Source organism: Gluconobacter sp. OJA, assembly GCF_039638325.1.
In the GTDB taxonomy this organism is placed as follows: domain Bacteria; phylum Pseudomonadota; class Alphaproteobacteria; order Acetobacterales; family Acetobacteraceae; genus Gluconobacter; species Gluconobacter cerinus.
In genome coordinates, this window is sequence record NZ_JBDIWI010000001.1 from 1,060,452 (window position 1) to 1,085,171 (window position 24,720).

The following is a 24,720-nucleotide window of genomic DNA, read 5'->3' on the forward strand; positions in this document are numbered from 1 at the left end:
GACCGTCAAGCAGGCAACGCCATCTGAGGCGCGTTTCTTCCTCTCGCATCGGGATCGTTTGTGGTTGCGTCCCTTCGGTGGATATTTCTGGCAGTCAGCAATGCCGGTATGACACGCTCATTTCCCAGGGGCCATGCACCAGTCATTTGGGCTCGCGTACTTGATATGTTTGTGATTCGTAATTTATAAAAATAATAATCGTTTGTTCTTTAGTAATCAAAAAATGAGATTTTAAACAAATCAATTACAAGCCGAACTGCTGGAAGATTTTATGGCGATAGAGAGCTTGTTTTTCAAGCCGCTCTTGCGAAAAAGGTAATCGCTTTGCAAAAAGCTCATGCATAAAATTTATTTCTTCGAGATGAGTAGCCTGATTTAATGTATGCGTCGAAGATGATTGATGTCGCCTATGGATGTTCATGGCATCGCTGACATAGACAACGCCAACGTCGGGACTATCGAGCAACTCAAGATAGACTCTCCAGTCACCAGCCACTTTCAAGGTTTTCAAATCTTTTTTGCACGTTCTGAGAGCCGCTTGCATGGCAGTTCGTTGGAAAATTGCACCACTGACATTGAGAACCAGATTACGCTCAGACAGGCATGTTTGAAGAAAATCCCGCCCGCTGAATTGGCCATCATGCTCAAGAAGATTTCCAGCCGCCTCTACACAGTATGGCTGATAGGAGGCGGAGAGAGGCGCGCCGCTCTCATCTATTGAGCGGCTATCGCAGAACGCCATAACCGCATTCGGACACTGGTGCACAGCGTGAACAAGCTTTTCCAGAAAATGAGGATCGCAAAGGTCATCTGCTTCCGCGATCCAGACCCATTCGCCCTGTGCCTGCTTGAGTGCTTTCTGCCACTGAGCAAAGACGGACCCGGAGGACAGTCTTCCTTTAATAATACGAACGTCACGCCCCCATTCAGCGGCAGCGCTCATGGCGACTTCGATACTGTTATCCTTGGATGCATCATCAAGGACGATAATTTCCAGGACTGGGAATGTCTGCGTGAAAATAGAGACGAGCCGGGCTTCTAAATAACGCGCATAATTGTACGACGGTACCACGACGGAAATTGACGGAATTTTTGGTGCGGCCAAGCGCAGGAGTTGCTGGGCATAGGGGCGGAAAAGAAACGATTTTCCAAGTTTGCGTGCGGCAGCCTGTCGGGTGTTTTGACCGCGAGCTTTTGACCACTCGGCAAGCTCCAGAGCCGCCAAACTCATCGCTCTCACATCTGCGAACGGAACGACCATATTGTAAGTCGTCGGATCGTTTTGAAGGCTTTTAAGTAACTCTGGAATGCCGCCATTATCGGCAAAAGATGTGCATGGCAGGCCTGATGCCAGAGCCTCAAGGACGACGGAAGGATAGGGGTCTTCGCGGGACGTCAAAGTAAAGACGTCCGATGCAGACAGCCAGTCCGCAACATTATGAATGCGACCCGGCATATGGAAGGTGCCGCTTGCCCGGGCATGATCGATTTCGGTTCTCAAACCATCCTGAAGAACCGGATCAATCGCCCCAACCCATACACAGTGTGCTTGCCCGGCGAGTTTCCGCCAGAGCTGGAGAAACAGGTCAAAGCCTTTCCGCATATCCGCGTAGCCAACGCCAATGACCAGCAGATTCTGAGCGTTAAGGCCCAACTGCGATCTGAGCGCTTGCCGGGAAGGCCCGTTGAAGGTTGTCTGATCATACAGACCCTGCGGCAGGATCGTTATGTGAGGGTGTTTCTCCAATCCCAGGCGCGCTGCACAGGAGTGTGCGGGGACGACAATTGATTGTGCCGTCTCGCATGCGTCTCGCATGGCTTTCCGTAGATCTCGGCTTTGCAGGAGATGGGGGAGCTCATGAATGAGGAATGTGTAGGTGATTGCATTGTTATGCAGTGCAGGAGCAATGGCTGATGATGCCGCGCTGTTCAATATCGCACATTCAAAACCTTCTGCCCGCAACGTATTGAGGCGCGCCATCACGTCACTGGAGGTGGGAGACAGGATTTCAACAGGAGCAACAGCCCTGTAGTCTTCCATCATTGCGCCGCCTTCGAGAAGCACGAAGCGGATATCAACACCGAAAGATCGCCGGAATGTACGGCCTGTCTCCAGAAGGAGTTTTTGGGCTCCAGCCGGGAAGGCATCGTGGCCAATCAACAGCAGGCGCACCTTATTTGAGGAGCTGTTAAAGCCGGTGCAGGCTCTGGCTGTTGCATTCAGATAGGCGCTGCCGAAGTGAACGTCAGGCTCCAGATAGGCACCTTCTGCCCATTCGTTCCATGCGTTAACGCAGACAATAGATTCCCCGAAAAAACGGTTTTTCTGCGCTGAATTGACGAGGCTATTGAGCCATTTCTCATAAAGCTCAGGAGTTGAGCCGTGCATGACGAGACCGTTGCCCTGACGTCGTGCGTCATTATCCCATGAAGGTGCCGCTGTGCGGATAAGGGGAAAAGACGGACTTGGCTGTCGGAGCGCATTTTCTACAATATCGGCGTAATCGTAGATCTGCCCTCTGAAGTCTTCGTCAAGAATTTGAACGTTTTCATTGATGAGGCGGCAGTCGGAAACAACTTTGTGGGGAGGAAATTCGATAGCTCCTTCAACACCAAAGGAATGAGGGTCTTCATCTCCAAAGGCCTGCCCCATAATAAAGATAGGGTTAATGCCGTGCCTCTCCCGAAAGAGTTCACGCCAGCGCGCAAAGGCTTGGCGTGCATTAGGAATGGTTCCAGGGCGATACACCATGAGGAGAGGGCGATCCCCAATCCTGATATATCGGGGATCGTGCATATGTCTGGAGAAGCAGTCTACGAGAGCGATGTTATCCGCATCTCTGTAATGCTGGGCAATCAGAATATCATCTTCTGACCCGTCCCAGCGGCGGCTCCAGTTCTCGTTGGCCCACATCAGGCAGAATGGAAGGTCAATCTGAGGGTTGGCCAGAAGCATTTCCAGCGGCCCATCAAGCAGACGCTTTTGATTGAACCAGTAAAAATAGAAGACAAAACCTTCAATTCCGGCGGCCTTGGCCATTCTGGCCTGACGGTCGAGAAGGTCTGGAGAATTCAGAGTGTAATGACCCAGGTCACGTGGAATGCGGGGTTGATAATGGTCTGCGAAGCGAGGGAGCGCGCGCGATGTGTTGGTCCACTCTGTAAAACCCTTTCCCCACCATTCATCGTTTTCTGCTGTGGCATGATATTGGGGCAAGTAATACGCAAGGACACGGGCGCGTCTGATTGCGCTCTGGGGAAGTGGGTTGAAATCCTCAAATGAAGGGCCTGGCGCGCTACGCCGCCGAACTTCCCGAAAGACGGTGACTTCATTCGCCGGGCATGAGGAATGAATTCCCGAACGGTTCTTGTTCTCAAGGTAGTGAAGAAGCGGATTACTTTCTGGGGCATGCCGTAGATAATTCTTCCGGTAGTAAACCGGATCAAAGCCTTCGAACGGCTGCCTGGCCTCACGAAAGCCCTGGATCATGTAATGTTCCAGCGGGTCGAGACCGGCGGCGGCTACATCGGGGTAGGTTTTCAAATAGAAGGCTGGATCAAACTCAGCAATAGGTTTCAGTTTCTGTGTATGGCGGTTGAGCAGATAATGAGCGAGCGCCAGCATCCCTTGCGGAATGGCGTAAGTCTGAGTGTACCAGCCAGGATCAAACCAACCGATTGGTCGGCGGCCTTCTTTCTCGCCTTTTGTGACGTAATGTAAAAGTGGGTCTCCCAGAACATCCCGATTTTGGGCGACATACCAGTGAGGATCAAAAAACGGATTGGGTTTACGACCCTCTCTCCAGCCATGCTGGTGATAATGCCGAAGGGCTGCTGTTCCGAGGTTGTGGAGGTCCGGATTGCTCTTCAGATAATATGTTGCGTCAAATACTCCCGAATACCCAAGAATTTGGAGCGCACTTGGTGCGAAGGCATCCGAGGCTGCAGAAACGGCTGGGCTGGATGAATCCGGGAGGGCGTGAAGCATGAAACGGTTTTTTACTGTTTCTTAATGAATTTCAAGTGCGTTAATTTATCGTCAATAAGAAGGGTGATTTGCCGTGGGGTGCGGAGAATGTCATACCGTCGGCCCCGAAGGGCATCGACGCCCTCCCGTCGGCATCGGAGGTGGAAGACTGATGGACCGCAGTGTGTCTTCCTTTGAGGAAGATAGTCCCGTTTACACGCATCAGACCATGTACCTGGAAGAGGGGATGGATCTGGAATGTGGCGTTCATCTTGCGCCGCTCGAAGTTGCTTACTGCACCTATGGCACCCTCGCGCCTGATCGCGGTAACGCCATACTGGTCTGTCACGCTCTGACCGGAGACCAGTATTTAGCCGAGCCTAATCCATTGACTGGCAAGCCAGGCTGGTGGAACCGCATGGTTGGGCCTGGCCTTCCAATCGATACGGACAGATTTTTTGTTATCTGCCCCAATGTATTGGGCGGGTGCATGGGGTCTACCGGTCCGAAGTCCATTCGGGCAGAGACCGGGCGGCCTTGGGATAGTGAATTTCCTCCCATCACCATGCACGACATCGTCGCCTCTCAGGCATGTCTGTTGGACCATCTGGGCATCCAGCGTCTTTTCGCTGTCGTGGGCGGCTCCATGGGAGGCATGCAGGCACTGACGTGGATTGCCGATTATCCCGAGCGCGTTTTTGCGGCTTTGCCGATTGCAACGTCGCCGTTCCACTCAGCCCAGAATATTGCATTCAACGAAGTCAGCCGTCAGGCGATCTTTGCGGATCCTGACTGGCATGATGGCCATTACAGAGACTTCGGCGCCATTCCGGCTCGTGGCCTGGGGGTTGCCCGGATGATGGCCCACATAACTTATCTGTCCGAAGAGGCTCTGAGCCGGAAGTTTGGACGTAAAGTTCGAAGTGAAGCTCCAACGGCTGTGCCAGCTGCCAGCAGTCCTTCTCTGTTTGGTGAGATGTTCGAAGTTGAGAGTTATCTGCGGCATCAGGGCTCAACATTTGTGCGCCGGTTTGATGCAAATTCGTATCTGACGGTAACGCGGGCGATGGATTATTTTGATCTGGCCGCCGAGCATGATGGAGATCTTTCGGCACCGTTTCGAAAGTGCGAGACGCGTTTCTGCGTCGTGTCCTTTAGTTCGGACTGGCTTTTCCCCACGTCTCAGTCCCGTCTTCTGGTGCGGGCTTTGAACAAAGCCGGCGCAAACGTCTCCTTTGTGGAAATCGAGAGCGATCGTGGGCATGACGCGTTCCTGCTGGACGAGCCTGATCTGGATCGAACGGTTCGGGGTTTCCTGAATGGTGCAGCTGAGCACGCAGGTCTGACGAAAGTGGAGGGGGTCTGATGCGGCTGGATCAGCGTCTTATTGCGGAGATGATTCCAACCCAGGCCCGCGTTCTGGATGTCGGTAGTGGTGACGGTACGCTCATCGATTATCTGTATCGGACGCGAAACTGCGACGCCCGTGGCATTGAAATCGACATGCAGAGCGTGACGCAATCCGTTGCCCATGGTCTGCCGGTTATGCACGGAGATGCAGATCACGATCTGTCCTATTATCCCGATGATTCGTTTGACTATGTTGTTCTGCAAAGAACACTGCAGGCGGTTGAGCGTCCCCGGGAAGTGTTACGGCAAATGTTGCGGATAGGGCGTCATGCGATCATCTCCTTCCCGAATTTTGGTCATTGGAGACTGCGTTTACAGCTCCTGACCACCGGCCGCATGCCGATGACTTCGGTATGGAGTACGCCTTGGTATTCCACGCCCAATATCCATCCATGCACCATTCGGGATTTTCTCGCGTTATGTGAGGAGGAGGGTTACATTGTGCAGCAATGGCTTGCCATCGACGAGGATGGATTGAAGGCTCCGTGGCGCCGCTCAATCCGCTTCGCAAACCTTTTCGGTGAACAGGCGCTTTTTCTGCTGCGACGCGGGTAGAGGGTCAGTTCTTTTCTCTCTGTGCATCATTGATGCGCAGGAAGTTCGCGATTTTGCAAAACGCGTTAAATAATAATGATTTTTTAGAAATCGGACCTCTCAACTCCCTTGCAGGGCAAGGGAAGCTGCCTTACATCCGTTTGCAGATATCCTTGTGTGAAAGCAGGGAGATGCTGACGGTCTCTTCGTCATGCTGGTCGATTGAGCACACGGTGCTTTGCTTCTCTGACTTTGGTGGGAAAAGTGAAGTGGGCAATGTGCAGGGCTTTTTTGGCTCTTGCACATGTCCATCTGTGTGTCTGCGTCTCAGTTTGAAGGTTCGTCTTTCATCAACTTTCTAGGCTCAAAGCAGGCATTTTATTCGTGCATTCAAAAGTGCGAACTAGCTGTGCGAGCCAGGCCTTGTTATCCCTCAGGAGGGGTCCATGACCAGTTTCGCAGAGCTCAAACTTGCCGAGCCACTTCAGAAAGCACTTGCTGAAGAAGGTTACACTACGCCAACGCCGATTCAGGCTGGCTCTATTCCTTACCTTCTGGAAGGCCGTGACCTTCTTGGTCTGGCTCAGACCGGCACAGGTAAGACAGCTGCCTTCGCGCTGCCAATTCTGGACTACCTGCTGCGGCATCGCCGCCCGGCAGCTCCCAAGAGTGTCCGGGTGCTGGTTCTGGCGCCGACGCGTGAGCTGGCTTCCCAGATCGACGAGAGCTTTGCTGCATACGCACGCCACATGAAGCTGACGCATGCAGTTGTGTTCGGTGGGGTCGGGCAAGGACGCCAGGTCGAGGCAACGCGCCGTGGCGTGGATGTTCTCGTGGCTGCGCCGGGCCGTTTGCTGGATCTGGTGGGGCAGGGTCACATCGACCTTTCTGCCCTGGAGGTTCTGGTGCTGGACGAAGCCGATCGTATGCTCGACATGGGCTTCGTTCGTGATATCCGCCGCATCATGGCTCTCTTGCCTGCGCGTCGTCAGACGGTTCTGTTCTCGGCAACGATGCCGCAGTCCATCAGCGATCTTGCGCATTCCCTGCTGAAGGACCCTGCTACTGTTCAGGTAACGCCTGAATCCAGCACGGTTGATCGCATCCGTCAGGCTGTGATGTTCGTGGAGACGGACAAGAAAAAGGATGCGACACTGATGCTCGTTGAGAGCTCAAATGTCGTACGTGCAGTCGTGTTCACGCTGATGAAGCATGAAGCGAACAAGGTTGCGGAATTCCTGAACAAGAACGGCATTACGTCTGAAGCACTGCACGGGAACAAGTCCCAGGGCGCGCGTGAACGCGCCATGGCTGGCTTCCGCAACGGGACGATCAAGGTTCTGGTCGCAACGGATATTGCCGCACGTGGCATCGACGTTGATGATGTTTCTCACGTCTTCAATTACGATCTGCCAAATGTCCCTGAATCTTATGTTCATCGTATCGGTCGTACCGCGCGTGCAGGCCGTGATGGCTGGGCAGTATCACTCTGTGATGCAGAACAGCGCGCATGGCTTCGGGATATTGAGAAAAAGATCGACAAGGCTATTCCTGTCGTAACTGATCATCCGTACCACTCTGATGCTGCACAGAATTCCACAATGCGTCCGCCAGTGCTTGGTGGTGGTCGTGGTGGTGGCGGTCAGCGAGGCGGTGGTGGAAATGGTGGTGGCCGCCGTCGTTCCGGCCCTCCTGCTGGTGGACGTAGTGGCGACGCCGCTCGCCGTAGCGGCGGTGGTGGCCGTCCGACGGGGCGTCGTTGATCTGTTAAATATGAAGTGATTGCGCGCAATCCTCAGAAAATTTTCTACGTCTCCGCCCGGTTGTTCGGGCGGAGATTTTTTATATATGGCGCATGAAATTCATGATTAATTTGAAATTAAGTAGTAATTTTATTTTCTAAGCTAGGTAATATTTCTTATTTTTAAATATCTCATCCCTTAACTTGGTTGCTTCATCAGCTCTCGTGCGTGATTAGCCAATGTATGCAGGCTACTCATGGAAGTGTCTGCCACCATACTAATTCCCAAGCCGTTTTGCGCCCAAAGATAGCCTGGCAGATGACGCATCGGACGCATCGGCGCTGTGACGTCCACGCCGTACATCGGCCTCACGAAGAGAGAAATTCTGGCGCCGCTGTCATCCTTGTAGAAAAAAACGCAAGCTGGCCCATGATCCGTTGTGACCAGTTGTCCTCCCGTCAGGCGATAACCCGCTGCAGACAGGTCCGGTGGTCGTACAGGACGACCTAGTGTTCTTCCTCCCCATGCTGCCAGTTGTGCAACATTACCTTCCGTAATTGTGCTCCCTTGGCTGGCCTTTCGCACGATCGCCGCTTCCTGTTCAACGGCTGCCAGCCCCACTGGTACGCGTTGATCCCGGAGAAACCACCCGCTGCCAAAACCTATGGATAAGGCAAGGACAATCGAAGCTGCCATGCGAGGCATGTTTGAGCGGGTGCTCTGTCGTTGCTGCAACTGTGGAACGTTGAAGCGCACTGGGAGGGGTTGTTCAAGCTCCGGATCAAGTCCTGCGCGGAGGGCATCTCGCTCGCGCTTCCATGCTGAAACACGGCGCAATGTATCGGGATGACTTTCAAGCCATGCCTCGACTGCCTGTAGTCGTTCAGGTGACAGAAACCCATCAACCCAACCCTGCAGATCATCTTCGGTCACGGGGCGATCAGGTTGTGTCATTTGACTCTCCGAAGAGTGGGGCGTTCCTCGTGTTCGACAAGATTATGCAGAGCGGTGCGTGCCCGGGAAAGGCGCGACATGACAGTCCCCAGAGGTAGGTCCAGAATTTCTGCAACCACGCCATATTGGAGCCCCTCAACGCCAACTAGCAGCATGATCTGGCGGTGATCATCGGATAAACGTTCAAACGCGTGCACCACATCCTGCCATTCGAGATGTGAGATCTGCGCTTCTTTTTGTGGTGTGTCAGGGACAGATGTGTCTGTCAGGGACACGAAGCGACGTAACCGTCGCCAATGATTTACGTTCAGACGATGTGCGATCGTGAACAGCCACGGGCGAAGATCAGGCAAATCACGGACCTGATGTAGTCGCGTGAGGGCACGTTCCAGACAGTCTTGGACAAGGTCATCTGCCTGAGATGGATCGCGGGTCAGGACGCGCGCGTATCGTCTCAATGCCGGGATAGCGGTTTGTAGCCTGATGTCCGCATCATCACTCAAGTCCGTCTTTGCCTTTCACACGATCATCTTTCACAGACAAAGACGTTCTGTGGGCCAGTTTATTCCCTCTAAAAAACAGAGATACTGAAATACTCTTTGGTAGCGTGTTTTCTGCGGAATAAATCCAGTGTGGCTGACGTCTTCATGGAAGATAGCTGCATTGGATAGAAACCCATGGATCAAAAATACGCAGGTTCCTTAACCACCGCTGCCCGCTGGTTCGGTGTTATTGCTGCGCCCGCGGCGCTTGCGTTGGCTTTTCTTTGGGCGGGAGGCTGTTTTTCTCCTGACCGTGTTACGCAGAACCGTTTGATGGGAGAATTGCATAACGCCGGGAGCTATGGACATGGCTTTCGAAGGGCCCACGCCAAAGGCGTCTGCGTCAGCGGATGGTTTGATGCGAGTGGTGACGCCGCAAATTTGTCACGAGCTGCGGTCTTTCGTGAACAGCATGTACCGGTCATTGGACGGTTCGCTCTCGGTGTCGGGCAGCCTTATGCTCAAGATAATGCCGCCACTGTGCGAAGCATGGCGTTGCGGTTTATGCCGCACGACGCTCCTGAATGGCGGACTGGCATGAACGATCCGCCAGTTCTTCCGCTGCGCGATGCGCACGACGTCGCAGATTTTTTTGCATCTCAACAAATCGATCCTGCAACTGGAAAGCCTAACCCTTCGCGCACGAATACGTTCGGTGCGACGCATCCCTGGCTCAAGTCTGCGGCTGAGGAAAATGCTCATCGCGTTATTTCATCAGGCTTCGCAGACGATACGTTTCACAGTCTTGATAGCTTTATACTGGTCGCTGCGGACGGTTCGAAAACGGCCGTGCGGTGGGCCATGGTGCCGATTCAACCCGCCGAGCCGGCCAACGGAGAGGCGAGGGACCATGACTATCTATTTCGTAAACTGATCGGTGATATTCACGAGCATCCTCTGCAATGGCGTCTGATGGTGACTGTAGCAGGAGCGCATGATGTCATTGACGATCCCAGTCAGATCTGGGCCCGCGACGACCGGATAGTCGATGCTGGAACTCTGACTCTGGCGTCCATTGAAAGCGAAGATGGCGCCCCTTGTACGGGTATTACCTTTGATCCTCTCATTTTGCCGCCGGGCATTGAGCCGTCGGGTGATCCGATCCTTCAGGTTCGGTCCGCCGCCTATATGAAGTCATTTTTACTGCGTTCTGGCGAAAGGCGTGGCCCGAGCGCGGTTACGCCCAGTCTGATACAGCCTTCCGAAGGCAAAAAATCATGAACCAAGAGGCATCATTTTCGCTTTTATCGCGTGCGCTGCATTGGCTTATGGCTGTAATGATTATGTGCATGCTGTTCAGCGGTCTGTTCATGGCGTCTTCAGTAGGGCCCAGTTATCATCGGCTAGTGACGTTGCATCGCCCTCTGGGGATTGCGATTCTCGTGCTGGCTATCCTGCGTTTGAGAAATCGTCTCGGATCATCCGCTCCAACGCTACCAAATGATCTACCCCGTTTTTTAAAGTATGCGGCTAAAGCCTCGCATGTTCTGCTTTACGGGTTGATGATTGCGCTGCCTCTTGTGGGCTGGGGAATGCTCTCCGCCGGTGGCTTTCCCATCCCTTTGTGGGGACAGTCAGTTATTCTCCCACCAATTTTGCCTCATGATCCTGCTCTTTGGGCGTGGCTCCATTTTATTCACTCGATCCTGGCTTTTGCACTTTTCGGGCTTGTTTTGGTCCATATCGGGGTCGCTCTGTTTCATGGCCTGATCCGCCGTGACGGAGTGTTTGGAAGTATGGCCTGGGCAAAACGCGCAAAGTAGACTGTGTTCAGTGAAGGTGAGGTTGTAGGGCTTAATGCCCTACAACCGTGTAATTTTCTCTGAGAATAATATGAGAAAAAATCTATTATTTCAAAATCGTAGTGTAGTTGATTAACCGGAAATCTATGGTCGATTGTGCCAGATTTTATTATCGGAAAGGCCCATGTTTTATTATAAGGAGAATGGGAATAGTTGAGGAAAACGTTTTTCTTAGTGAGCCCGTTTCATTCCATCGGCTCGAGCATCGCGGTGTCAGGCAAATTACTCTGACCTGTTGTGTAAGCCTCATGCCGTTGTGGGCACTGCACATCACAAGTGGCAGCAGTAACTGTAAAAACATGATTTGATAGAGAATTTTTGATTTATCTGGCGGAGAGGGTGGGATTCGAACCCACGGTACGCTTCCACGCACGGCGGTTTTCAAGACCGCTGCCTTAAACCACTCGGCCACCTCTCCAGACCCCAACCGTAAAATCGGGAGTCGTGTCCTGCGTGCAGGACGTGGGCGGCTACATGCGATGAGATGGCGCTCACGTCAAGCCTCCTTCTTTGTTACATACCTTGGAGGGGTTTACTCTTCGAAACAGGACATGGGGCGTTTTGTAACGAAAAAACTGCCATCTTGAAGGGAATGGGGCGGGAACGCTTTTTCGCCTCTCATCACCATCAAGGATATAGCATCCATGACGGCATTTCGTCTTTCTGTTCTCCTTCCGGCTCTAGCTTCCGTTGGGCTGTTGGCTGGTTCCGCTCTGGCACACGCCCATCCGGGTGCGCCTGGACCGCAGCCTGATGGCATGCATGGCAGGCCGGGCCCCGGGGGCATGCTTCCGCCGTTCCCGCCGGGAATAACTCTGACTGAGGCCCAGAAGGCTCAGGTCCATAAGATTTTCAGCCAAGGCCATGAGGAGATGAAGGCTCGGCATGAAAAGCTGAAGGCTCTTCGGGACAAGATCCGCACGGCTCTTTCTGTGGAGGGCGATCTGGATCGCACGCTCCTCGCTGATCTGACCAAGCAGGAATCCGACCTGCATGTGCAGGAAGCGCAGGCTCGACTGGAGACGCAGGAGAAGCTTCATGATATCCTGACTCCTGAGCAGCGCCGCCAAGCGAACGCGACCATGGAGAAAATTCGTTCGCTCCATGATCAGTTGGACGCCATTATGGGCCATCCGCCCGAAGACGGGCCGCCGCCTGCACCCTGATTTCTAAGGTTGAGGCGCTCTATTGCTTGACGTCCGCGTCGCGAAGCGATAGAGCGAACTTGTTTCCGGACACGCCACATCGCGAAGGCTCGCGCAGTGGCGTGTTTCTGCTTGCTATAAGGTGGCCCGTTGTTCGATCAACTCTCAGGTAAGATGTCCGGTGTCCTCGAAGGGCTTTCCAAAAATGGAAAGCTCTCGGAGGCTGATGTCACCGAGGCCATGCGTGAAGTTCGTCTCGCGATGCTGGAGGCGGACGTCGCGCTGCCTGTCGTGCGGGACTTCGTCAATAAGGTGCGTGAGCGTGCAGTTGGTCATGAAGTGCTGGAAAGCGTTTCTCCTGGCCAGGCTGTCGCCAAAATCGTTAACGATGCCCTGATTGACGCGCTCGGCGGCGCCGGTGTTGCTCCTCTGAATCTCTCAGCCGTGCCGCCAGTTCCATTACTGATGGTTGGTCTGCAGGGTTCGGGAAAGACCACGACGTCGGGTAAGATCGCCCTGCGTCTCTCTTCCCGTGAGCGCAAGAAGATTCTTCTGGCGAGCTTGGACGTGCAGCGTCCAGCAGCGCAGCTCCAGCTTCAGCAGCTTGCTGAGCGCGTCAACGCGATTACAGGGCTGGTAAAGTCTCTGCCAATCGTAGCGGGGCAGTCGCCGGTAGATATCGCGAAGCGTGCGCTGGAAACAGCCCGTCGCGAAGGCTACGATATCGTCATCCTCGATACCGCTGGCCGGCTGTCTATCGACGAAGCTCTGATGGGCGAGGTTCGCGAGATCCGTTCTGTCACGAACCCGGTAGAAACGCTGTTGGTCGTGGACGCGATGACGGGGCAGGACGCTGTCAATACAGCCAAGTCCTTTAATGAAGCCGTCGGTATTACCGGCGTTGTCATGAGCCGTATGGATGGTGACGCCCGTGGCGGTGCTGCACTGTCCATGAAGGCCATTACGGGCGCACCGATCAAGCTGACGGGTTCTGGCGAAAAGCTGGAAGCGCTCGAAGAATTCCATCCGGAACGTGTGGCTGGCCGTATTCTGGGGCTGGGTGACGTTGCTGGCCTTGTGGAACGCGCAGCGGAAACGCTCGACCACGAAGAAGGCGAGCGCGTAGCCAAAAAGATGCTCGCCGGTAAGTTTGATCTGGATGACTACGTGTCCCAGATCAACCAGATCAACCGTATGGGGTCGATCTCGGGCATTCTCGGCATGCTTCCTGGTATGGGTAAGATCAAGGATATGCTGGGTGACAAGGAGATCGACACGTCGATTTTCAAACGTCACAAGGCCATCATTTCTTCGATGACCAAGCAGGAGCGCAAAACGCCGGGAATCATCAAGGCATCCCGTAAAAAACGGATCGCCTCAGGTTCTGGAACGACGGTTCAGGAAGTGAACCGTCTGCTCAAGCAGTTTGACGACATGTCCACAATGATGAAGCGCATCAGCAAAATGGGCCTTGGTGGCCTGATGCGCGGAATGGGTGGGGCAGGTGGTCTGGCCGACATGATGAAGGGGATGGGCAAGCCCGGTGGGCGCCCGCCTTTCGTCTGATCAGCATCAAGTTTTCAAGTTTGTCTTTCAGGAGTTTTTCATGAGCCTCAAGATTCGTCTTTCACGCGCTGGTGCCAAGAAGCGTCCGTACTACCACATCGTCGTTGCAGACAGCCGCAGCCCGCGCGATGGCCGTTTCATCGAAAAGGTTGGCGCATACAACCCAATGCTGCCGTCCGACCATGCTGATCGTATCCGCCTTGATGGCGAGCGCATCCAGCATTGGCTGTCCAACGGTGCGCAGGCAACCGACCGTGTTGCACGTTTCCTTGGTAACGCTGGTCTGGCTCCGAAGCCTGCTTACAGCGAGCAGCCGAAGAAGTCCGCTCCGAAGGCCAAGGCTCAGGCTCGCGCTGCAGAAGCAGCCGCTGCTGCAGCTGCCGCAGCCTGATCTACTGCTGACGTTTCAGGACGCTTGATCCGTGCCACCCTTTAAACCTGACAGTGATGTCCTGATCGCGACCATCGGTCGTCCGCATGGCGTACGCGGTCTGGTTCATCTTCATGCAGCTACTGATGATCCGGCTTCTGTCGAGATGTTCGGTGCGCTGCATGATGAGCGTGGGGTTGTATGGACAGCAAGCTGGGTTTCTCCGGGAGTGGCTGCTCTGACAGACGCTCAGGGGAACACTCTGCCAGACCGCACAGCTGCCGAACGACTGGTTAACCGTCGTTTGTATGTTGCGCGTGAGCTTCTGCCGGCCGTCGAGGAAGACGAGTTCTATCATGCCGACCTGATCGGCATGACTGCAGTTTCCGAAGATGGCGAAGTGCTTGGAACCGTCTCCATAGTTCATGACTATGGTGCGGGTGTCAGCATCGAGATTGATCGAGGTCTGATCGTTCCATTCACGCTGGCCTGTGTGCCGCATGTCGATCTCGCGCACCGTCGCGTGACCGTCGTGCCGCCAGTTGAAGTCGAGGTCGCAGGTGATCTCGATGGAGAGGTACAGGTTCGGGTATGAGTTGGCGCGCTGACATCCTGACCCTGTTTCCGGACATGTTTCCGGGGCCGCTTGGATTTTCCCTAGCGGGCAGGGCGCTCGAACGTGGCATCTGGTCCTGTGAAGCGCATGACCTGCGTGCTCACGGACAGGGCCGCCATCGTGCGGTGGATGATACGCCATTTGGTGGTGGAGCTGGCATGGTGATGCGGGCGGATGTCTTGGATACGGCTCTCTCGGCGCTTCCCGCGCTGGATGGTCGACCCGTCATCTACCCAACACCCCGCGGACGTCGTCTCTCGCATGAAGATGCGGAGCGGTTTGTGGCTGGGCCCGGTGTTGTCGTCCTCTGCGGGCGTTTTGAAGGGGTAGACGAGCGCGTACTGGAAAAGCACGACATCGAACAGTTCAGTATGGGCGATGTCGTACTGTCAGGCGGAGAAATTCCTGCTCTGACTCTTCTGGATGCGTGTGTACGGCTGCTTCCCGGAGTTATGGGATCTGAGATCAGCGGACAGGACGAGAGTTTTGCCGAAGGTCTGCTAGAATACCCGCAATATACCAAGCCGGCAGTCTGGGATGGGCGCGAAGTGCCTGAAATCCTTCTGTCCGGTCATCACGGCGCCATTGCCCGCTGGCGTCATGAACAGTCAATCGCAGTCACGAAGGCGCGTCGCCCCGATCTCTGGGATGCGTACCTGGCGCGACAGCAGGTTCATTGAATTTTTGTTTCCAGGAGTTTGGTCATGAACATTATCCAGCAGTACGAGGCGCGCGAAATCGAACGTCTTTCCGCGGCTCGCGCCGTTCCGGAATTCATCGCAGGTGACACGGTTCGCGTTGGCGTCCGCGTTGTTGAAGGTACGCGTGAGCGCGTGCAGAACTTCGAAGGCGTTGTCATTGCCCGTTCCAACAAGGGCCTGAACAGCAACTTCACGGTTCGCAAGATTTCCAACGGTGAAGGCGTGGAGCGTGTATTCCCGCTGTACGCTCCGTCCCTCGCCAGCATCGAAGTGGTGCGTCGTGGTAAGGTGCGTCGCGCAAAGCTGTACTACCTGCGTGGCCGTTCGGGTAAGTCTGCACGTATTGCAGAGCGCCCGCGCGATCTGCCGAAGGCTGGCGAAAAAGCCGCTTCCTAAGTCAAGGTTGGAGTATAAGGATGCCCGTTTCTTCTTCGCCCAGAACACTGTTTGACAAGATCTGGGCCGATCACGTTGTTGACCGCCTTGAAGACGGGACGTGCATCCTATACATCGACCGTCACCTCGTTCACGAGGTGACAAGCCCGCAGGCTTTTGAAGGTCTGCGGATGGCCGGACGGCGATTGCGCCGTCCGGACGCAACAGTCGCCGTGGTGGACCACAACGTCCCCACGTCCGACCGTTCCCAGCCGATTGAAGAGCCGGAAAGCCGTCTCCAGATCGAAACGCTGGAGAAGAATGTCGCTGAGTTCGGCGTTCCCTATTTCCCGCTCCGTTCCGCGTCTCAGGGCATCGTTCACGTTGTCGGGCCAGAGCAGGGCATTTCCCTGCCAGGCATGACGATCGTTTGCGGTGACAGTCATACCTCGACGCACGGCGCACTCGGCGCCCTTGCATTTGGTATTGGCACCTCCGAAGTCGAACACGTCATGGCGACCCAGACGCTTCTCCAGAAACCCGCAAAGAACATGCGTGTTTCTGTCGAGGGCAAAGTGGGTCCGGGCGTGACAGCCAAGGACATCATGCTGGCCATTATCGGCAAGATCGGTACGGCAGGCGGCACCGGGCATGTGATTGAATTTGCCGGCTCTGCAATCCGCGATCTGGACATGGCAGGGCGCATGACACTCTGCAACATGTCCATTGAGGGCGGTGCAAAGGCTGGTCTGGTCGCACCCGACGAAACGACTTTTGCATATGTGAATGGCCGTCCGTTTGCGCCGAAGGGTGAAGCGTTTGAACAGGCCTGTGCTTACTGGCGCACGCTGGCATCGGATGAAGGCGCTCATTTTGATACGGAAGTGACGTTGAAGGCCGAAGACATTGTGCCTTCCGTCACATGGGGTAACAGCCCGCAGGACGTTCTGCCGATTGATGGCATCGTGCCGTCCCCGTCTGATTTCAAGGATCCGGCTCAGGCTGCGCAGGTTCAGCGCGCTCTGGATTACATGGGTTTGACGGCTGGCCAGAAGATTGCCGGAACGCCCGTCGATGTGGTCTTCATCGGCTCCTGCACCAACAGCCGTCTGGAAGATCTGCGCGCTGCTGCTGAAGTTGTGCGCGGTCGTCATGTTGCGAAGAACGTTCGCGCGATGATCGTGCCGGGATCGGGCCTCGTGAAGGAAGCCGCCGAAGCCGAAGGGCTGGACAAGATTTTCCTTGATGCCGGTTTTGAATGGCGCGAGGCAGGCTGCTCGATGTGTCTGGGGATGAACCCGGATCGTCTAACGCCGGGACAGCGTTGCGCTTCTACGTCCAATCGTAACTTTGAGGGTCGTCAGGGGCCGGGCGGCAGAACGCATCTGTGTTCCCCATCCATGGCTGCCGCGGCGGCTGTCACGGGCACGCTATGTGATGTGCGTGAGCTGATGAAGGAAACCGTCTGATGGACAAGTTCACGGAACTGACCGCCATTGCGGCTCCGATGCCAAATGAGAACATTGATACCGATCAGATCATTCCGGCGCGCTTCCTGAAGACCATCCAGCGCACGGGTCTTGGCAAGAACGCCTTTGCCGCGCAGCGCTACGACGAGAATGGTAACGAGAACCCGGACTTTGTTCTGAACAAAGAGCCGTATCGTCAGGCTGAAATCCTCATCACTTATGACAATCTCGGTTGTGGCTCCTCCCGTGAGCATGCTCCGTGGGCTCTTCTGGATTTCGGTATCCGCTGCGTCATCGCACCGAGCTTTGCCGACATTTTTTTCAATAACTGTTTCAAGAACGGTATCCTGCCGATCCGTTTGCCACGGGAAATCTGTGACGAACTGATGGGTGATGCACGCCAAGGTTCGAATTCCCGTCTGACGGTCGATCTGGAAAAGCAGATCATCATTCGCCCGGACGGGAATGTTGTGCCGTTTGAAGTTGACCCCTTCCGCCGTCACATGCTGCTCGAAGGTCTGGACGATATTGGCCAGACGCTGGCGCATGATGCGGAAATCAGTAGCTTTGAACATCAGGCCAGCCGTGCATGGGTGCCGTCAATCAGCATGGGAACTGCAAAATGAGTGAAGCCCACAAGCTTCTTGTTCTTGCCGGTGATGGTATCGGCCCGGAAGTCATGCGTGAAGTTGCACGGATCGTGCACTGGCTGGACGCGAACCGTGGCCTGAAGCTGGACATTACGGAAGAACTCGTTGGCGCGGCTTCTCTTGCTGTCCATGGTGTTCCTATCCGTGATGAAGTTATCGACCTTGCCCGGAAGTCCGATGCGGTTCTGTTTGGCTCGGTCGGTGATCCGGCCTGGGGCCATGTTGGGTTCGACAAACGCCCTGAAGTAGCCATTCTGAAGCTGCGCAAAGAGCTTGAGCTTTTCGCAAATCTTCGTCCGGCCCAGCTTTTTGATGCGCTTATTGATGCGTCTGCTTTGAAGCCGGAAGTGGTGCGCGGGCTGGATATAATGATCGTCCGTGAGACGGTCGGTGGTATCTATTTCGGTGAGCCGCGTGGTATCGAGACCCTTCCGGATGGTTCCCGCCGTGGGATCAACACGGAAGTTTACACGACGTCCGAAATCGAGCGTGTTGCCCGCGTTGCTTTCGAGATGGCCCGTCAGCGTGGCAATCGCGTCTGTTCCGTAGAGAAGTGCAATGTGATGGAAAGCGGCCTCCTGTGGAAGGAAGTCGTCACTGATCTGCACAAGCGCGAATATCAGGATGTGGAATTGTCCCACATGCTGGCCGATAACTGCGCCATGCAGCTCGTTCGTAACCCGAACCAGTTTGATGTGATCGTTACGGGCAACCTGTTCGGCGATATTCTGTCCGATCTGGCATCCATGCTGACGGGTTCTCTGGGTATGCTTCCGTCTGCAACGCTCGGTATCGTGCGTGAAGATGGCAAGCGCAATGCGCTGTATGAGCCGATCCATGGCAGCGCGCCGGATATCGCTGGCAAGGGCATTGCAAACCCGCTGGCGCAGATCCTCTCCTTTGCGATGCTGCTGCGTTACTCGCTCAACCGGGCTGAAGATGCGGAACTGATTGAAAAGGCAGTGTCCAACGTGCTGGCAAGCGGCCTGCGCACCGCTGACATCATGTCTCCAGGCATGGCTCGTGTTGGTACGGATATGATGGGACAGGCTGTTCTGCGTGAAATGGAAAAGCTGGCCTGATTTTATCTTAAATTGTCTCTACTTAAGGGCTGGGTAGTTCCATAAAGGAGCCGCCCGGCTTTTTTTGTGCACAAAAAACGTGTCAGTCATGTGCCGATGGGCTGTGGTCAAATGAGGGCGGACGGCGCTAGGGTCTCTGCGCGATAAAGCCACCGGGAACCCATCATGTCTCTCATTGCCGACCGTCTGAACCGTATCCTTCCGAGCCAGACGATTGCGATTACCCAGAAAGCCCGTGCCCTGAAGGCAGAGGGCCGCGATATTATCAGTCTTTCAGCTGGTGAGCCGGATTTTGATACGCCGGATTTCGTCAAGCAGGCCGCCATTCGGGCCATTCAGAATGGCGAGACGAAATATACGGATGTCGCGGGTACGATGCCGCTGCGTGAAGCAGTTGCGGCCCGACTGAACGCTGATTTCGATCTGAATTACCGCGCCGAGGAAATTTGCGTTTCGACGGGTGGCAAGCAGGTCATTTATAATGTGATGGTGGCCACTCTGAATGCGGGCGATGAAGTCATCATTCCGGCTCCGGCTTGGGTGTCTTACCCCGATATCGTCTCGCTGGCAGACGGAACACCTGTCGTAATCCAGACAACGGCTGAGAATGGTTTCCGCCTGACGGCGGACCAGCTTCGCGCTGCGATTACGCCCAAGACGAAATGGCTGATGCTGAATTCGCCCTGCAATCCTACAGGTGCCGCATACGACGAACATCATCTCAAGGCGCTGACTGAGGTTCTCTTAGAGCATCCGCATGTGTGGATCCTGACAGACGATATGTACGCCAAGCTGATGTATGAAGGCGCCGTCGCCAAGACGTTTGTGCAGGTCGAACCGCGTCTGCGGGACCGAACGGTGACGATGAATGGCGTGTCTAAGGCCTACGCCATGACGGGCTGGCGGATTGGTTTTTCTGCCGCGCCTGTGGAACTGACGCGCCAGCTGATCAAGCTGCAAGGACAGAGCACGAGCAATCCGTGCTCCATTGCTCAGGCTGCGGCCAAGGAGGCCGTTTCAGGCCCGCAGGATTTCATTGGGGAAATGGTGAGTGTTTATGAGCAGCGCCGCAATCTTGTGGTGTCCATGCTCAATGACGCACCTGGCTTGAGTTGTGCAAAGCCGGAAGGCGCGTTTTACGTGTTCCCATCTATCGCGGGAACGCTTGGAAAAACGAGTAAGGGTGGTCATCTGATCGACAGTGACGAAGCCTTTGTCACGGCTCTTCTGGATGAGACGGGCGTTGCCGCAGTTCATGGAAGTGCTTTCCTGACGCCCGGATATTTCCGGATTTCCTATGCCACCAGCACCGAGCTTCTGAAGGAAGCCTGCACCCGCATTCAGCAGTTCTGTCAGGGCCTGTCATGACGTTTCGCATCGCATCCCGTCTGGCAACACTCCCCAAGCCAGCCACTATCGCTATGGCAGCGCGGGCCCGCGAATTACGGGCGGAGGGTGAAGACGTCATCTCACTTGCCCTTGGACAGCCGGATTTTCCATCACCGCCAGAAGCCATTGAAGCGGCTTATGCGGCGGGGTTGGCTGGCGATACGGGTTATCCTCCCATTCCGGGCCAGAAGGCGCTGATTGACGCCATTATTTATAAGTTCAAGCGGGATAATGATCTGACGCTCACGCCTGACCGCATTATGGTGGCCAATGGTGGCAAGCAAGTCATCTATAATGCTTTTGCGGCAACGCTGGATGATGGGGACGAAGTTATCGTTCCTGCGCCTTACTGGGTCAGCTATCCACTGATTGCCCGGATGCTGGGTGGGACGGCCGTTGAAATTCCCTGCCCGGAAGAGAATGGTTTCCGGCCTGACGCAGCGACAATCAAGGCTGCGATTACGCCTAAAACCCGTTGGCTGGTTCTCAATTTTCCGAACAATCCCACCGGTGCCATCCTTGAACGTCATGACCTTGAAGCCATTGCCGATGTCTTGCGCGAGGCGCCGCATGTTCTTGTCATGTCTGATGAAATTTACGAGCACCTGACGTTCGATGGTCGCAGGCATCTGTCCATCTTGCAGGTAGCGCCTGATCTGGCAGACCGCATTCTGGTCATTAACGGTATGGCCAAGGCTTATGCCATGACGGGCTGGCGCGTCGGTTTTACATGTGGTCCGACGCCGCTCATCAAGGCGATGATTGCAGTTCAGGGGAACACAACGTCCGGTGTTTGCACACTTGCTCAGGCAGGCTCTGCTGCTGCGTTGAAAGGTGGGCTGGATCGTATTGAGCAGATGCGCGAAACCTACCAGCGTCGTCGGGATAAGATGGTTGAAGCGCTTCAGGCTATTCCAGGACTGACATGTGCCGTTCCGGAAGGCGCTTTCTATGTTTATCCGGGTGTTGGCGAACTGATTGGCGGCACTTCTGCCAGTGGGCGATTGCTTGATACGGATGTGGCATTTGCAGAGGCCTTGCTTGAAGAGGCTCATGTTGCGACCGTTCCGGGAACTGCGTTTGGCTTTAGCCCTTATCTGCGCCTCTCATGTGCAGCGTCCGATGACCAGCTTGCGGAGGCATGCCGCCGCATTGATGGGTTTGTAAAAGGTATCCGCAAAACCTGAGAAGCATGGACGGAAACGGAGCGGAGTGTCAGAATTGGATCATGACACAGACAATCCCTCCGTTCTCTGACCTGTCTTTCCCCCGTCCAGACGAAGCGTCTCTTAAGGCGCGCTACGCGGACATTTCGTCGCTGCTTGATCGCGGGCAGCGCGAAGAGGCTCTCAAGGCCTTTGACGCCGCTCGGCGAGAGTATGAATCCTGGGCCTCCCACGTTCATCTTCAGTTTTCCCGCAATACACAAGACGAGACGGCGAAGGCGGACCGTGACTATGCGGATCGCCTGTCGCCTGTTGCGACGGACCATGAAGTCATCATCAAGAAGCGTCTGCTGGCAGACCCTGATCGTGCCGGTCTGGAAGCACTCCTGACGCCACATGTGGTTCATTTGTGGGAAGCAGACACCACGACGTTTGATCCTCGGATCAGCACGGATCTGGAAGAAGAAGCGCGCCTTACGGGTGAATACACGGCGCTCCTGGCCTCGGCGAAAATTGCCTTTGATGGCAAGGTTCTGAACCTGTCAGGGCTTGTGCCATATTTGCAGGGTTCAGATCGGGACGTGCGCCATGCTGCCGAGCAGGCACGCTGGGCCTTTTTCGAAGAACATGGCGAAGAACTGGATACGCTTTACGGGCGTCTGGTTGAGCTGCGTGATCGGATGGCGAAAACGCTGGGGTTCGAGAACTATATCGGGCTGGGTTACCGCCGGATGCGCCGGACAGATTACGGCCCGGAGCAGGTGGCATCCTTCCGGGAAAAGGTTCTCAGTTCTGTTACCCCATTGGTTCAGTCACTGCTGGAACGCCGTCGCCTTAAAATGGGATGGGACAAGGTCTGGGCCTGGGACGAAGCACTGATCGATTTGCAGGGGAATCCGGAGCCAGCAGGAGATCATGATCTGCTTGTGGCTCGGGCAGAGGGCATGTTCCGTGCGCTCGACCCCAAAGGCGAAATGGGTGATTTCTACGTTCAGATGCGGGATCTCGGATATCTTGATCTGAAAAACCGGGACAACAAGGCAGGCGGTGGCTTCTGCACCTCATTCCCGACCATTGGTAGCCCTTACATCTTTGCCAATTTCAATGGTACTCATAACGATATCGGCGTGTTTACCCACGAGATGGGTCATGCTTTCCAGAACTGGAAAAGCCGCGATCAGGACTGGGTCGATCAGCTCTGGCCGACCATGGAAGCCGCCGAGATTCATTCCATGGGCTTGGAATTTCTGACCTGGCCGCAAATTGATACGCTGGTCGAAGACGGGGCCGGGGACCGGTATCGCCGGATGCATCTCATCGATGCGCTCTCATTTTTCCCATATGGTGTTTGTGTCGATCACTTCCAGCATGAAGTGTATGCCAATCCGCAAATGACAGCGGCAGAACGGCACGAGACCTGGGCACGCCTGGAGAAAATGTACATGCCCTGGCGGGACTGGGGCGATCTGGCTTATCCGGCAAAAGGTGGCCGCTGGCAGGCCCAGCTCCATATCTATCGTCTGCCATTTTATTACATTGATTATGCTCTGGCTCAGTGCTGTGCACTGCAACTCTGGCTTCGTTCCCGTATGAATCGGGAAGCCACGTTCGAGACATATCGCAAGCTGTGCTCGGAAGGCGGCTCCAAGCCGTTCTCACAGCTTGTGGCTGATGCCGGTCTGGTATCCCCGTTTGAGGAGGATGCTTTGGCGGAAGTCGTTCATGAAGCCGAGCAGGAACTCGGAATCTGAGGCAACGGTTCTGGCTCTGAAGGGTAACTTCAGAGCCAGAATGAACGGTTTATCCGCGACTGTTCCACTCGGAGATCAGGTCAAGAACGGCCTGTGGGGACATGCTGCGAGCATTCCCGAGAGCTTTGGAGCCGTCGCCGTTCAGGGCCTTTCCATCTGGCGTCACAATAATGACGGTCGGAACAGCCTTGATCGTCACATCGTATTTCTGAGCCAGATCGAGATTGGTGTTAATGCGCCCAACATTCACCGGGACGATCACAAACTGGCTGTCCAGCCATGCCTTGGCGTCGGGCAGGGCAAAAATGCCGGAGAGCATTTTGCAGTCCGGGCACCAGTTGCCGCCGAAATCGAGAAGCACCTTACGGCCCGTTTTGGCAGCGAGCGCAAAGGCATCGCGCACCTGCTTCTGGGCGACGGACGTGTCTGGATAGGGTGTTGCGACCGGCGGGGCTGATGTTTCCGTCAGTTTGGGCGCAGGCGTACTTGCAGCCTGTGCTGAAAAAGGTGCGGAAAGCGCCAGACCCAGTCCGGCGGCGGCAAGAAGGGAAACGCGCATAAAAAAGGCTTTCATTGATCGAGTGGTCTGCATCACATAACGCAGTGTCACAGCAAAACGATTAAAGCCTACTTCATTCGGAAGGTCATGCTTTTGATAACGCAACACGGTTCACCTTCATCGCCCTCCGCTCAGCAGGGTGCAGAAGTCAGTATTCTGGAGACGCTCCTGAGGACGGTTGTCCTCGTTGGGCTTACCCTGGCGCTTGCCGCCATTTTTCGTTTCTGGGAACCTGCCGTAAAGCTTTCTCAGAAGACTGCGGCGACGCATGCCTGGCAGTCGCTTTACAGCGTGTTTCATATTGAAACGGCGCTCGGGCGGGAACAGCTCATTCTTGTAGGTATTATTCTGTTCTGTTTTGCCGTGGCGCTGGTCGTTCAGGTGGCTGGGCTTTTTGCTCTTAAGATGATCAGAAACAGATCCTGAAGTCTCAGGCTGAGCGCCGTCTTAGTCCGGACACTGCTGCAAGAAGCCATGCTAAAATCAGCAAGGTACCGCCATAAGGGGCTATGCGGGCTACTGAAAGTGTCCCGATTTTCAGATCAAAAAGCGCGAAAAGCGTGACGGAGACACAAAAGAGCAGGGTGCCTGCCAGCATCGTCAGACATGCAAGACGTGCCAGGCGTAGCGTCAGAAAGCGCGCTCCTAGTGAAAGCGCACAGAGTGCGATGGCGTGCCACATGAGGATGTCCACCCCGGAGTGCAGAACAGCACGGCCATTGGGGATGGCAAACATATGGTCGGGGAGGTGAGAGGCAAGCGCCCCAAGAACCACTCCGGATGCGCCTTCGACAGCTCCTGCAATGAAACAGAAGCGGAAGGCACCGGAAAAATCATGCGTGCTAGAATTTGCGGACATGGCCTGAATGTATCATGAGTGGTGCCGAACATGAATGGACCGCTTGAAGCCGGGACCATTCAGCCAGAGTG

General features: G+C 55.0%; 23 protein-coding genes and 1 tRNA gene. 18 read left to right on the forward strand and 6 right to left on the reverse strand.

From position 1 onward, the window contains the following. Positions 1 to 244: 244 nt before the first annotated feature. Positions 245 to 3,988, reverse strand: coding sequence for a glycoside hydrolase family 99-like domain-containing protein (locus ABDK75_RS05000; protein ID WP_346005127.1), 3,744 nt, complete (start codon positions 3,986 to 3,988; stop codon positions 245 to 247). A 151-nt stretch (positions 3,989 to 4,139) separates the two neighbouring features. On the opposite strand from ABDK75_RS05000, the gene ABDK75_RS05005 reads away from it, so the two are divergent. From ABDK75_RS05005 to ABDK75_RS05015, 3 genes are all read left to right on the forward strand, one after another. Further along, the gene (locus tag ABDK75_RS05005; RefSeq protein WP_099212053.1) at positions 4,140 to 5,333 is read left to right on the forward strand and encodes a homoserine O-acetyltransferase; all 1,194 of its coding nucleotides are present in this window, start codon (positions 4,140 to 4,142) and stop codon (positions 5,331 to 5,333) included. After that, a complete protein-coding gene (gene metW, locus ABDK75_RS05010) occupies positions 5,333 to 5,932 on the forward strand; it encodes a methionine biosynthesis protein MetW (RefSeq protein WP_346005128.1) in 600 nt (199 codons plus the stop codon). Before ABDK75_RS05005 ends, metW begins: the two co-directional genes overlap by 1 nt. A 425-nt stretch (positions 5,933 to 6,357) precedes the next feature. Beyond that, positions 6,358 to 7,674, forward strand: a complete 1,317-nt coding sequence (locus ABDK75_RS05015) for a DEAD/DEAH box helicase (RefSeq protein WP_215766831.1) — start codon at positions 6,358 to 6,360, stop codon at positions 7,672 to 7,674. A gap of 177 nt (positions 7,675 to 7,851) precedes the next feature. On the opposite strand, the gene ABDK75_RS05020 is transcribed toward ABDK75_RS05015, so the two are convergent. Beyond that, positions 7,852 to 8,607 (reverse strand): anti-sigma factor, encoded by a 756-nt coding sequence (locus ABDK75_RS05020; protein ID WP_346005129.1) that lies wholly within the window; start codon positions 8,605 to 8,607, stop codon positions 7,852 to 7,854. Beyond that, entirely contained in the window at positions 8,604 to 9,110 is a 507-nt protein-coding gene (locus tag ABDK75_RS05025; RefSeq protein ID WP_346005130.1) for a sigma-70 family RNA polymerase sigma factor, read from the reverse strand. Before ABDK75_RS05025 ends, ABDK75_RS05020 begins: the two co-directional genes overlap by 4 nt. A 174-nt stretch (positions 9,111 to 9,284) precedes the next feature. Here ABDK75_RS05025 and ABDK75_RS05030 point away from each other — a divergent pair, with 174 nt between their 5' ends. Next, positions 9,285 to 10,370, forward strand: coding sequence for a catalase family peroxidase (locus ABDK75_RS05030; protein ID WP_346005131.1), 1,086 nt, complete (start codon positions 9,285 to 9,287; stop codon positions 10,368 to 10,370). Then, positions 10,367 to 10,912 carry a cytochrome b gene (locus tag ABDK75_RS05035; RefSeq protein WP_346005132.1) on the forward strand — a complete coding sequence of 182 codons (546 nt, stop codon included), beginning with the start codon at positions 10,367 to 10,369 and terminating at the stop codon, positions 10,910 to 10,912. Before ABDK75_RS05030 ends, ABDK75_RS05035 begins: the two co-directional genes overlap by 4 nt. 367 nt (positions 10,913 to 11,279) lie before the next feature. Here ABDK75_RS05035 and ABDK75_RS05040 read toward each other — a convergent pair. Then, positions 11,280 to 11,369: transfer RNA gene (locus tag ABDK75_RS05040), tRNA-Ser, on the reverse strand. Between the two features lie 226 nt (positions 11,370 to 11,595). Here ABDK75_RS05040 and ABDK75_RS05045 point away from each other — a divergent pair. The 12 genes from ABDK75_RS05045 (at position 11,596) to ABDK75_RS05100 (ending at position 23,231) form a co-directional block, all read left to right on the forward strand. Further along, positions 11,596 to 12,117 carry a Spy/CpxP family protein refolding chaperone gene (locus ABDK75_RS05045; RefSeq protein WP_211500616.1) on the forward strand — a complete coding sequence of 174 codons (522 nt, stop codon included), beginning with the start codon at positions 11,596 to 11,598 and terminating at the stop codon, positions 12,115 to 12,117. 129 nt (positions 12,118 to 12,246) lie between these two features. Then, positions 12,247 to 13,662: a signal recognition particle protein gene (gene ffh / locus ABDK75_RS05050; protein WP_346005133.1), complete on the forward strand. Its 1,416-nt coding sequence runs from the start codon at positions 12,247 to 12,249 to the stop codon at positions 13,660 to 13,662. 40 nt (positions 13,663 to 13,702) lie between these two features. Further along, positions 13,703 to 14,053 carry a 30S ribosomal protein S16 gene (gene rpsP, locus ABDK75_RS05055; protein ID WP_099212690.1) on the forward strand — a complete coding sequence of 117 codons (351 nt, stop codon included), beginning with the start codon at positions 13,703 to 13,705 and terminating at the stop codon, positions 14,051 to 14,053. Between the two features lie 31 nt (positions 14,054 to 14,084). Further along, positions 14,085 to 14,627, forward strand: a complete 543-nt coding sequence (rimM, locus tag ABDK75_RS05060) for a ribosome maturation factor RimM (protein ID WP_099212093.1) — start codon at positions 14,085 to 14,087, stop codon at positions 14,625 to 14,627. Next, positions 14,624 to 15,328, forward strand: coding sequence for a tRNA (guanosine(37)-N1)-methyltransferase TrmD (gene trmD / locus ABDK75_RS05065; protein WP_046901338.1), 705 nt, complete (start codon positions 14,624 to 14,626; stop codon positions 15,326 to 15,328). The genes rimM and trmD overlap by 4 nt, the downstream gene beginning before the upstream one ends. 24 nt (positions 15,329 to 15,352) lie before the next feature. Then, complete coding sequence (gene rplS, locus ABDK75_RS05070; protein ID WP_010504000.1) at positions 15,353 to 15,745, forward strand: 50S ribosomal protein L19; 393 nt, start codon at positions 15,353 to 15,355, stop codon at positions 15,743 to 15,745. Positions 15,746 to 15,765: 20 nt separating this feature from the next. Further along, on the forward strand, positions 15,766 to 17,193 hold the full coding sequence (leuC, locus tag ABDK75_RS05075; RefSeq protein ID WP_211508337.1) for a 3-isopropylmalate dehydratase large subunit: 1,428 nt from the start codon (positions 15,766 to 15,768) through the stop codon (positions 17,191 to 17,193). Then, positions 17,193 to 17,819 carry a 3-isopropylmalate dehydratase small subunit gene (gene leuD / locus ABDK75_RS05080; protein WP_064273079.1) on the forward strand — a complete coding sequence of 209 codons (627 nt, stop codon included), beginning with the start codon at positions 17,193 to 17,195 and terminating at the stop codon, positions 17,817 to 17,819. The genes leuC and leuD overlap by 1 nt, the downstream gene beginning before the upstream one ends. Then, positions 17,816 to 18,925 (forward strand): 3-isopropylmalate dehydrogenase, encoded by a 1,110-nt coding sequence (leuB, locus tag ABDK75_RS05085; protein ID WP_086633647.1) that lies wholly within the window; start codon positions 17,816 to 17,818, stop codon positions 18,923 to 18,925. The genes leuD and leuB overlap by 4 nt, the downstream gene beginning before the upstream one ends. 165 nt (positions 18,926 to 19,090) lie before the next feature. Next, positions 19,091 to 20,293: a pyridoxal phosphate-dependent aminotransferase gene (locus ABDK75_RS05090; protein ID WP_346005134.1), complete on the forward strand. Its 1,203-nt coding sequence runs from the start codon at positions 19,091 to 19,093 to the stop codon at positions 20,291 to 20,293. Next, on the forward strand, positions 20,290 to 21,501 hold the full coding sequence (locus tag ABDK75_RS05095; protein ID WP_346005135.1) for a pyridoxal phosphate-dependent aminotransferase: 1,212 nt from the start codon (positions 20,290 to 20,292) through the stop codon (positions 21,499 to 21,501). Before ABDK75_RS05090 ends, ABDK75_RS05095 begins: the two co-directional genes overlap by 4 nt. A gap of 41 nt (positions 21,502 to 21,542) precedes the next feature. Next, positions 21,543 to 23,231 carry a M3 family oligoendopeptidase gene (locus ABDK75_RS05100; RefSeq protein ID WP_346005136.1) on the forward strand — a complete coding sequence of 563 codons (1,689 nt, stop codon included), beginning with the start codon at positions 21,543 to 21,545 and terminating at the stop codon, positions 23,229 to 23,231. Between the two features lie 49 nt (positions 23,232 to 23,280). Here the strand turns inward: ABDK75_RS05100 and ABDK75_RS05105 are convergent, their stop codons facing one another. After that, positions 23,281 to 23,805, reverse strand: a complete 525-nt coding sequence (locus ABDK75_RS05105; RefSeq protein WP_408874316.1) for a thioredoxin family protein — start codon at positions 23,803 to 23,805, stop codon at positions 23,281 to 23,283. A 72-nt stretch (positions 23,806 to 23,877) separates the two neighbouring features. Here ABDK75_RS05105 and ABDK75_RS05110 point away from each other — a divergent pair, with 72 nt between their 5' ends. After that, positions 23,878 to 24,216 carry a hypothetical protein gene (locus tag ABDK75_RS05110; protein ID WP_052750061.1) on the forward strand — a complete coding sequence of 113 codons (339 nt, stop codon included), beginning with the start codon at positions 23,878 to 23,880 and terminating at the stop codon, positions 24,214 to 24,216. Positions 24,217 to 24,220: 4 nt separating this feature from the next. Here ABDK75_RS05110 and ABDK75_RS05115 read toward each other — a convergent pair whose 3' ends face one another. After that, complete coding sequence (locus ABDK75_RS05115) at positions 24,221 to 24,649, reverse strand: DUF423 domain-containing protein (RefSeq protein WP_046901347.1); 429 nt, start codon at positions 24,647 to 24,649, stop codon at positions 24,221 to 24,223. Positions 24,650 to 24,720 lie beyond the last annotated feature (71 nt).

Excerpts from the sequence above, each read along its gene's own strand:
- ABDK75_RS05045 (WP_211500616.1), top strand. The coding sequence starts at position 11,596 with ATGACGGCATTTCGTCTTTCTGTTCTCCTTCCGGCTCTAGCTTCCGTT.
- rplS (WP_010504000.1), top strand. The coding sequence starts at position 15,353 with ATGAACATTATCCAGCAGTACGAGGCGCGCGAAATCGAACGTCTTTCC.
- ABDK75_RS05000 (WP_346005127.1), bottom strand. The coding sequence starts at position 3,988 with ATGCTTCACGCCCTCCCGGATTCATCCAGCCCAGCCGTTTCTGCAGCC.
- ABDK75_RS05095 (WP_346005135.1), top strand. The coding sequence starts at position 20,290 with ATGACGTTTCGCATCGCATCCCGTCTGGCAACACTCCCCAAGCCAGCC.
- ABDK75_RS05110 (WP_052750061.1), top strand. The coding sequence starts at position 23,878 with ATGCTTTTGATAACGCAACACGGTTCACCTTCATCGCCCTCCGCTCAG.
- ABDK75_RS05030 (WP_346005131.1), top strand. The coding sequence starts at position 9,285 with ATGGATCAAAAATACGCAGGTTCCTTAACCACCGCTGCCCGCTGGTTC.
- ABDK75_RS05005 (WP_099212053.1), top strand. The coding sequence starts at position 4,140 with ATGGACCGCAGTGTGTCTTCCTTTGAGGAAGATAGTCCCGTTTACACG.
- trmD (WP_046901338.1), top strand. The coding sequence starts at position 14,624 with ATGAGTTGGCGCGCTGACATCCTGACCCTGTTTCCGGACATGTTTCCG.
- ABDK75_RS05020 (WP_346005129.1), bottom strand. The coding sequence starts at position 8,607 with ATGACACAACCTGATCGCCCCGTGACCGAAGATGATCTGCAGGGTTGG.
- leuB (WP_086633647.1), top strand. The coding sequence starts at position 17,816 with ATGAGTGAAGCCCACAAGCTTCTTGTTCTTGCCGGTGATGGTATCGGC.
- leuC (WP_211508337.1), top strand. The coding sequence starts at position 15,766 with ATGCCCGTTTCTTCTTCGCCCAGAACACTGTTTGACAAGATCTGGGCC.
- ABDK75_RS05090 (WP_346005134.1), top strand. The coding sequence starts at position 19,091 with ATGTCTCTCATTGCCGACCGTCTGAACCGTATCCTTCCGAGCCAGACG.
- ABDK75_RS05105 (WP_408874316.1), bottom strand. The coding sequence starts at position 23,805 with ATGAAAGCCTTTTTTATGCGCGTTTCCCTTCTTGCCGCCGCCGGACTG.
- metW (WP_346005128.1), top strand. The coding sequence starts at position 5,333 with ATGCGGCTGGATCAGCGTCTTATTGCGGAGATGATTCCAACCCAGGCC.
- ABDK75_RS05015 (WP_215766831.1), top strand. The coding sequence starts at position 6,358 with ATGACCAGTTTCGCAGAGCTCAAACTTGCCGAGCCACTTCAGAAAGCA.
- rpsP (WP_099212690.1), top strand. The coding sequence starts at position 13,703 with ATGAGCCTCAAGATTCGTCTTTCACGCGCTGGTGCCAAGAAGCGTCCG.
- ABDK75_RS05115 (WP_046901347.1), bottom strand. The coding sequence starts at position 24,649 with ATGTCCGCAAATTCTAGCACGCATGATTTTTCCGGTGCCTTCCGCTTC.
- leuD (WP_064273079.1), top strand. The coding sequence starts at position 17,193 with ATGGACAAGTTCACGGAACTGACCGCCATTGCGGCTCCGATGCCAAAT.
- ABDK75_RS05100 (WP_346005136.1), top strand. The coding sequence starts at position 21,543 with ATGACACAGACAATCCCTCCGTTCTCTGACCTGTCTTTCCCCCGTCCA.
- ABDK75_RS05035 (WP_346005132.1), top strand. The coding sequence starts at position 10,367 with ATGAACCAAGAGGCATCATTTTCGCTTTTATCGCGTGCGCTGCATTGG.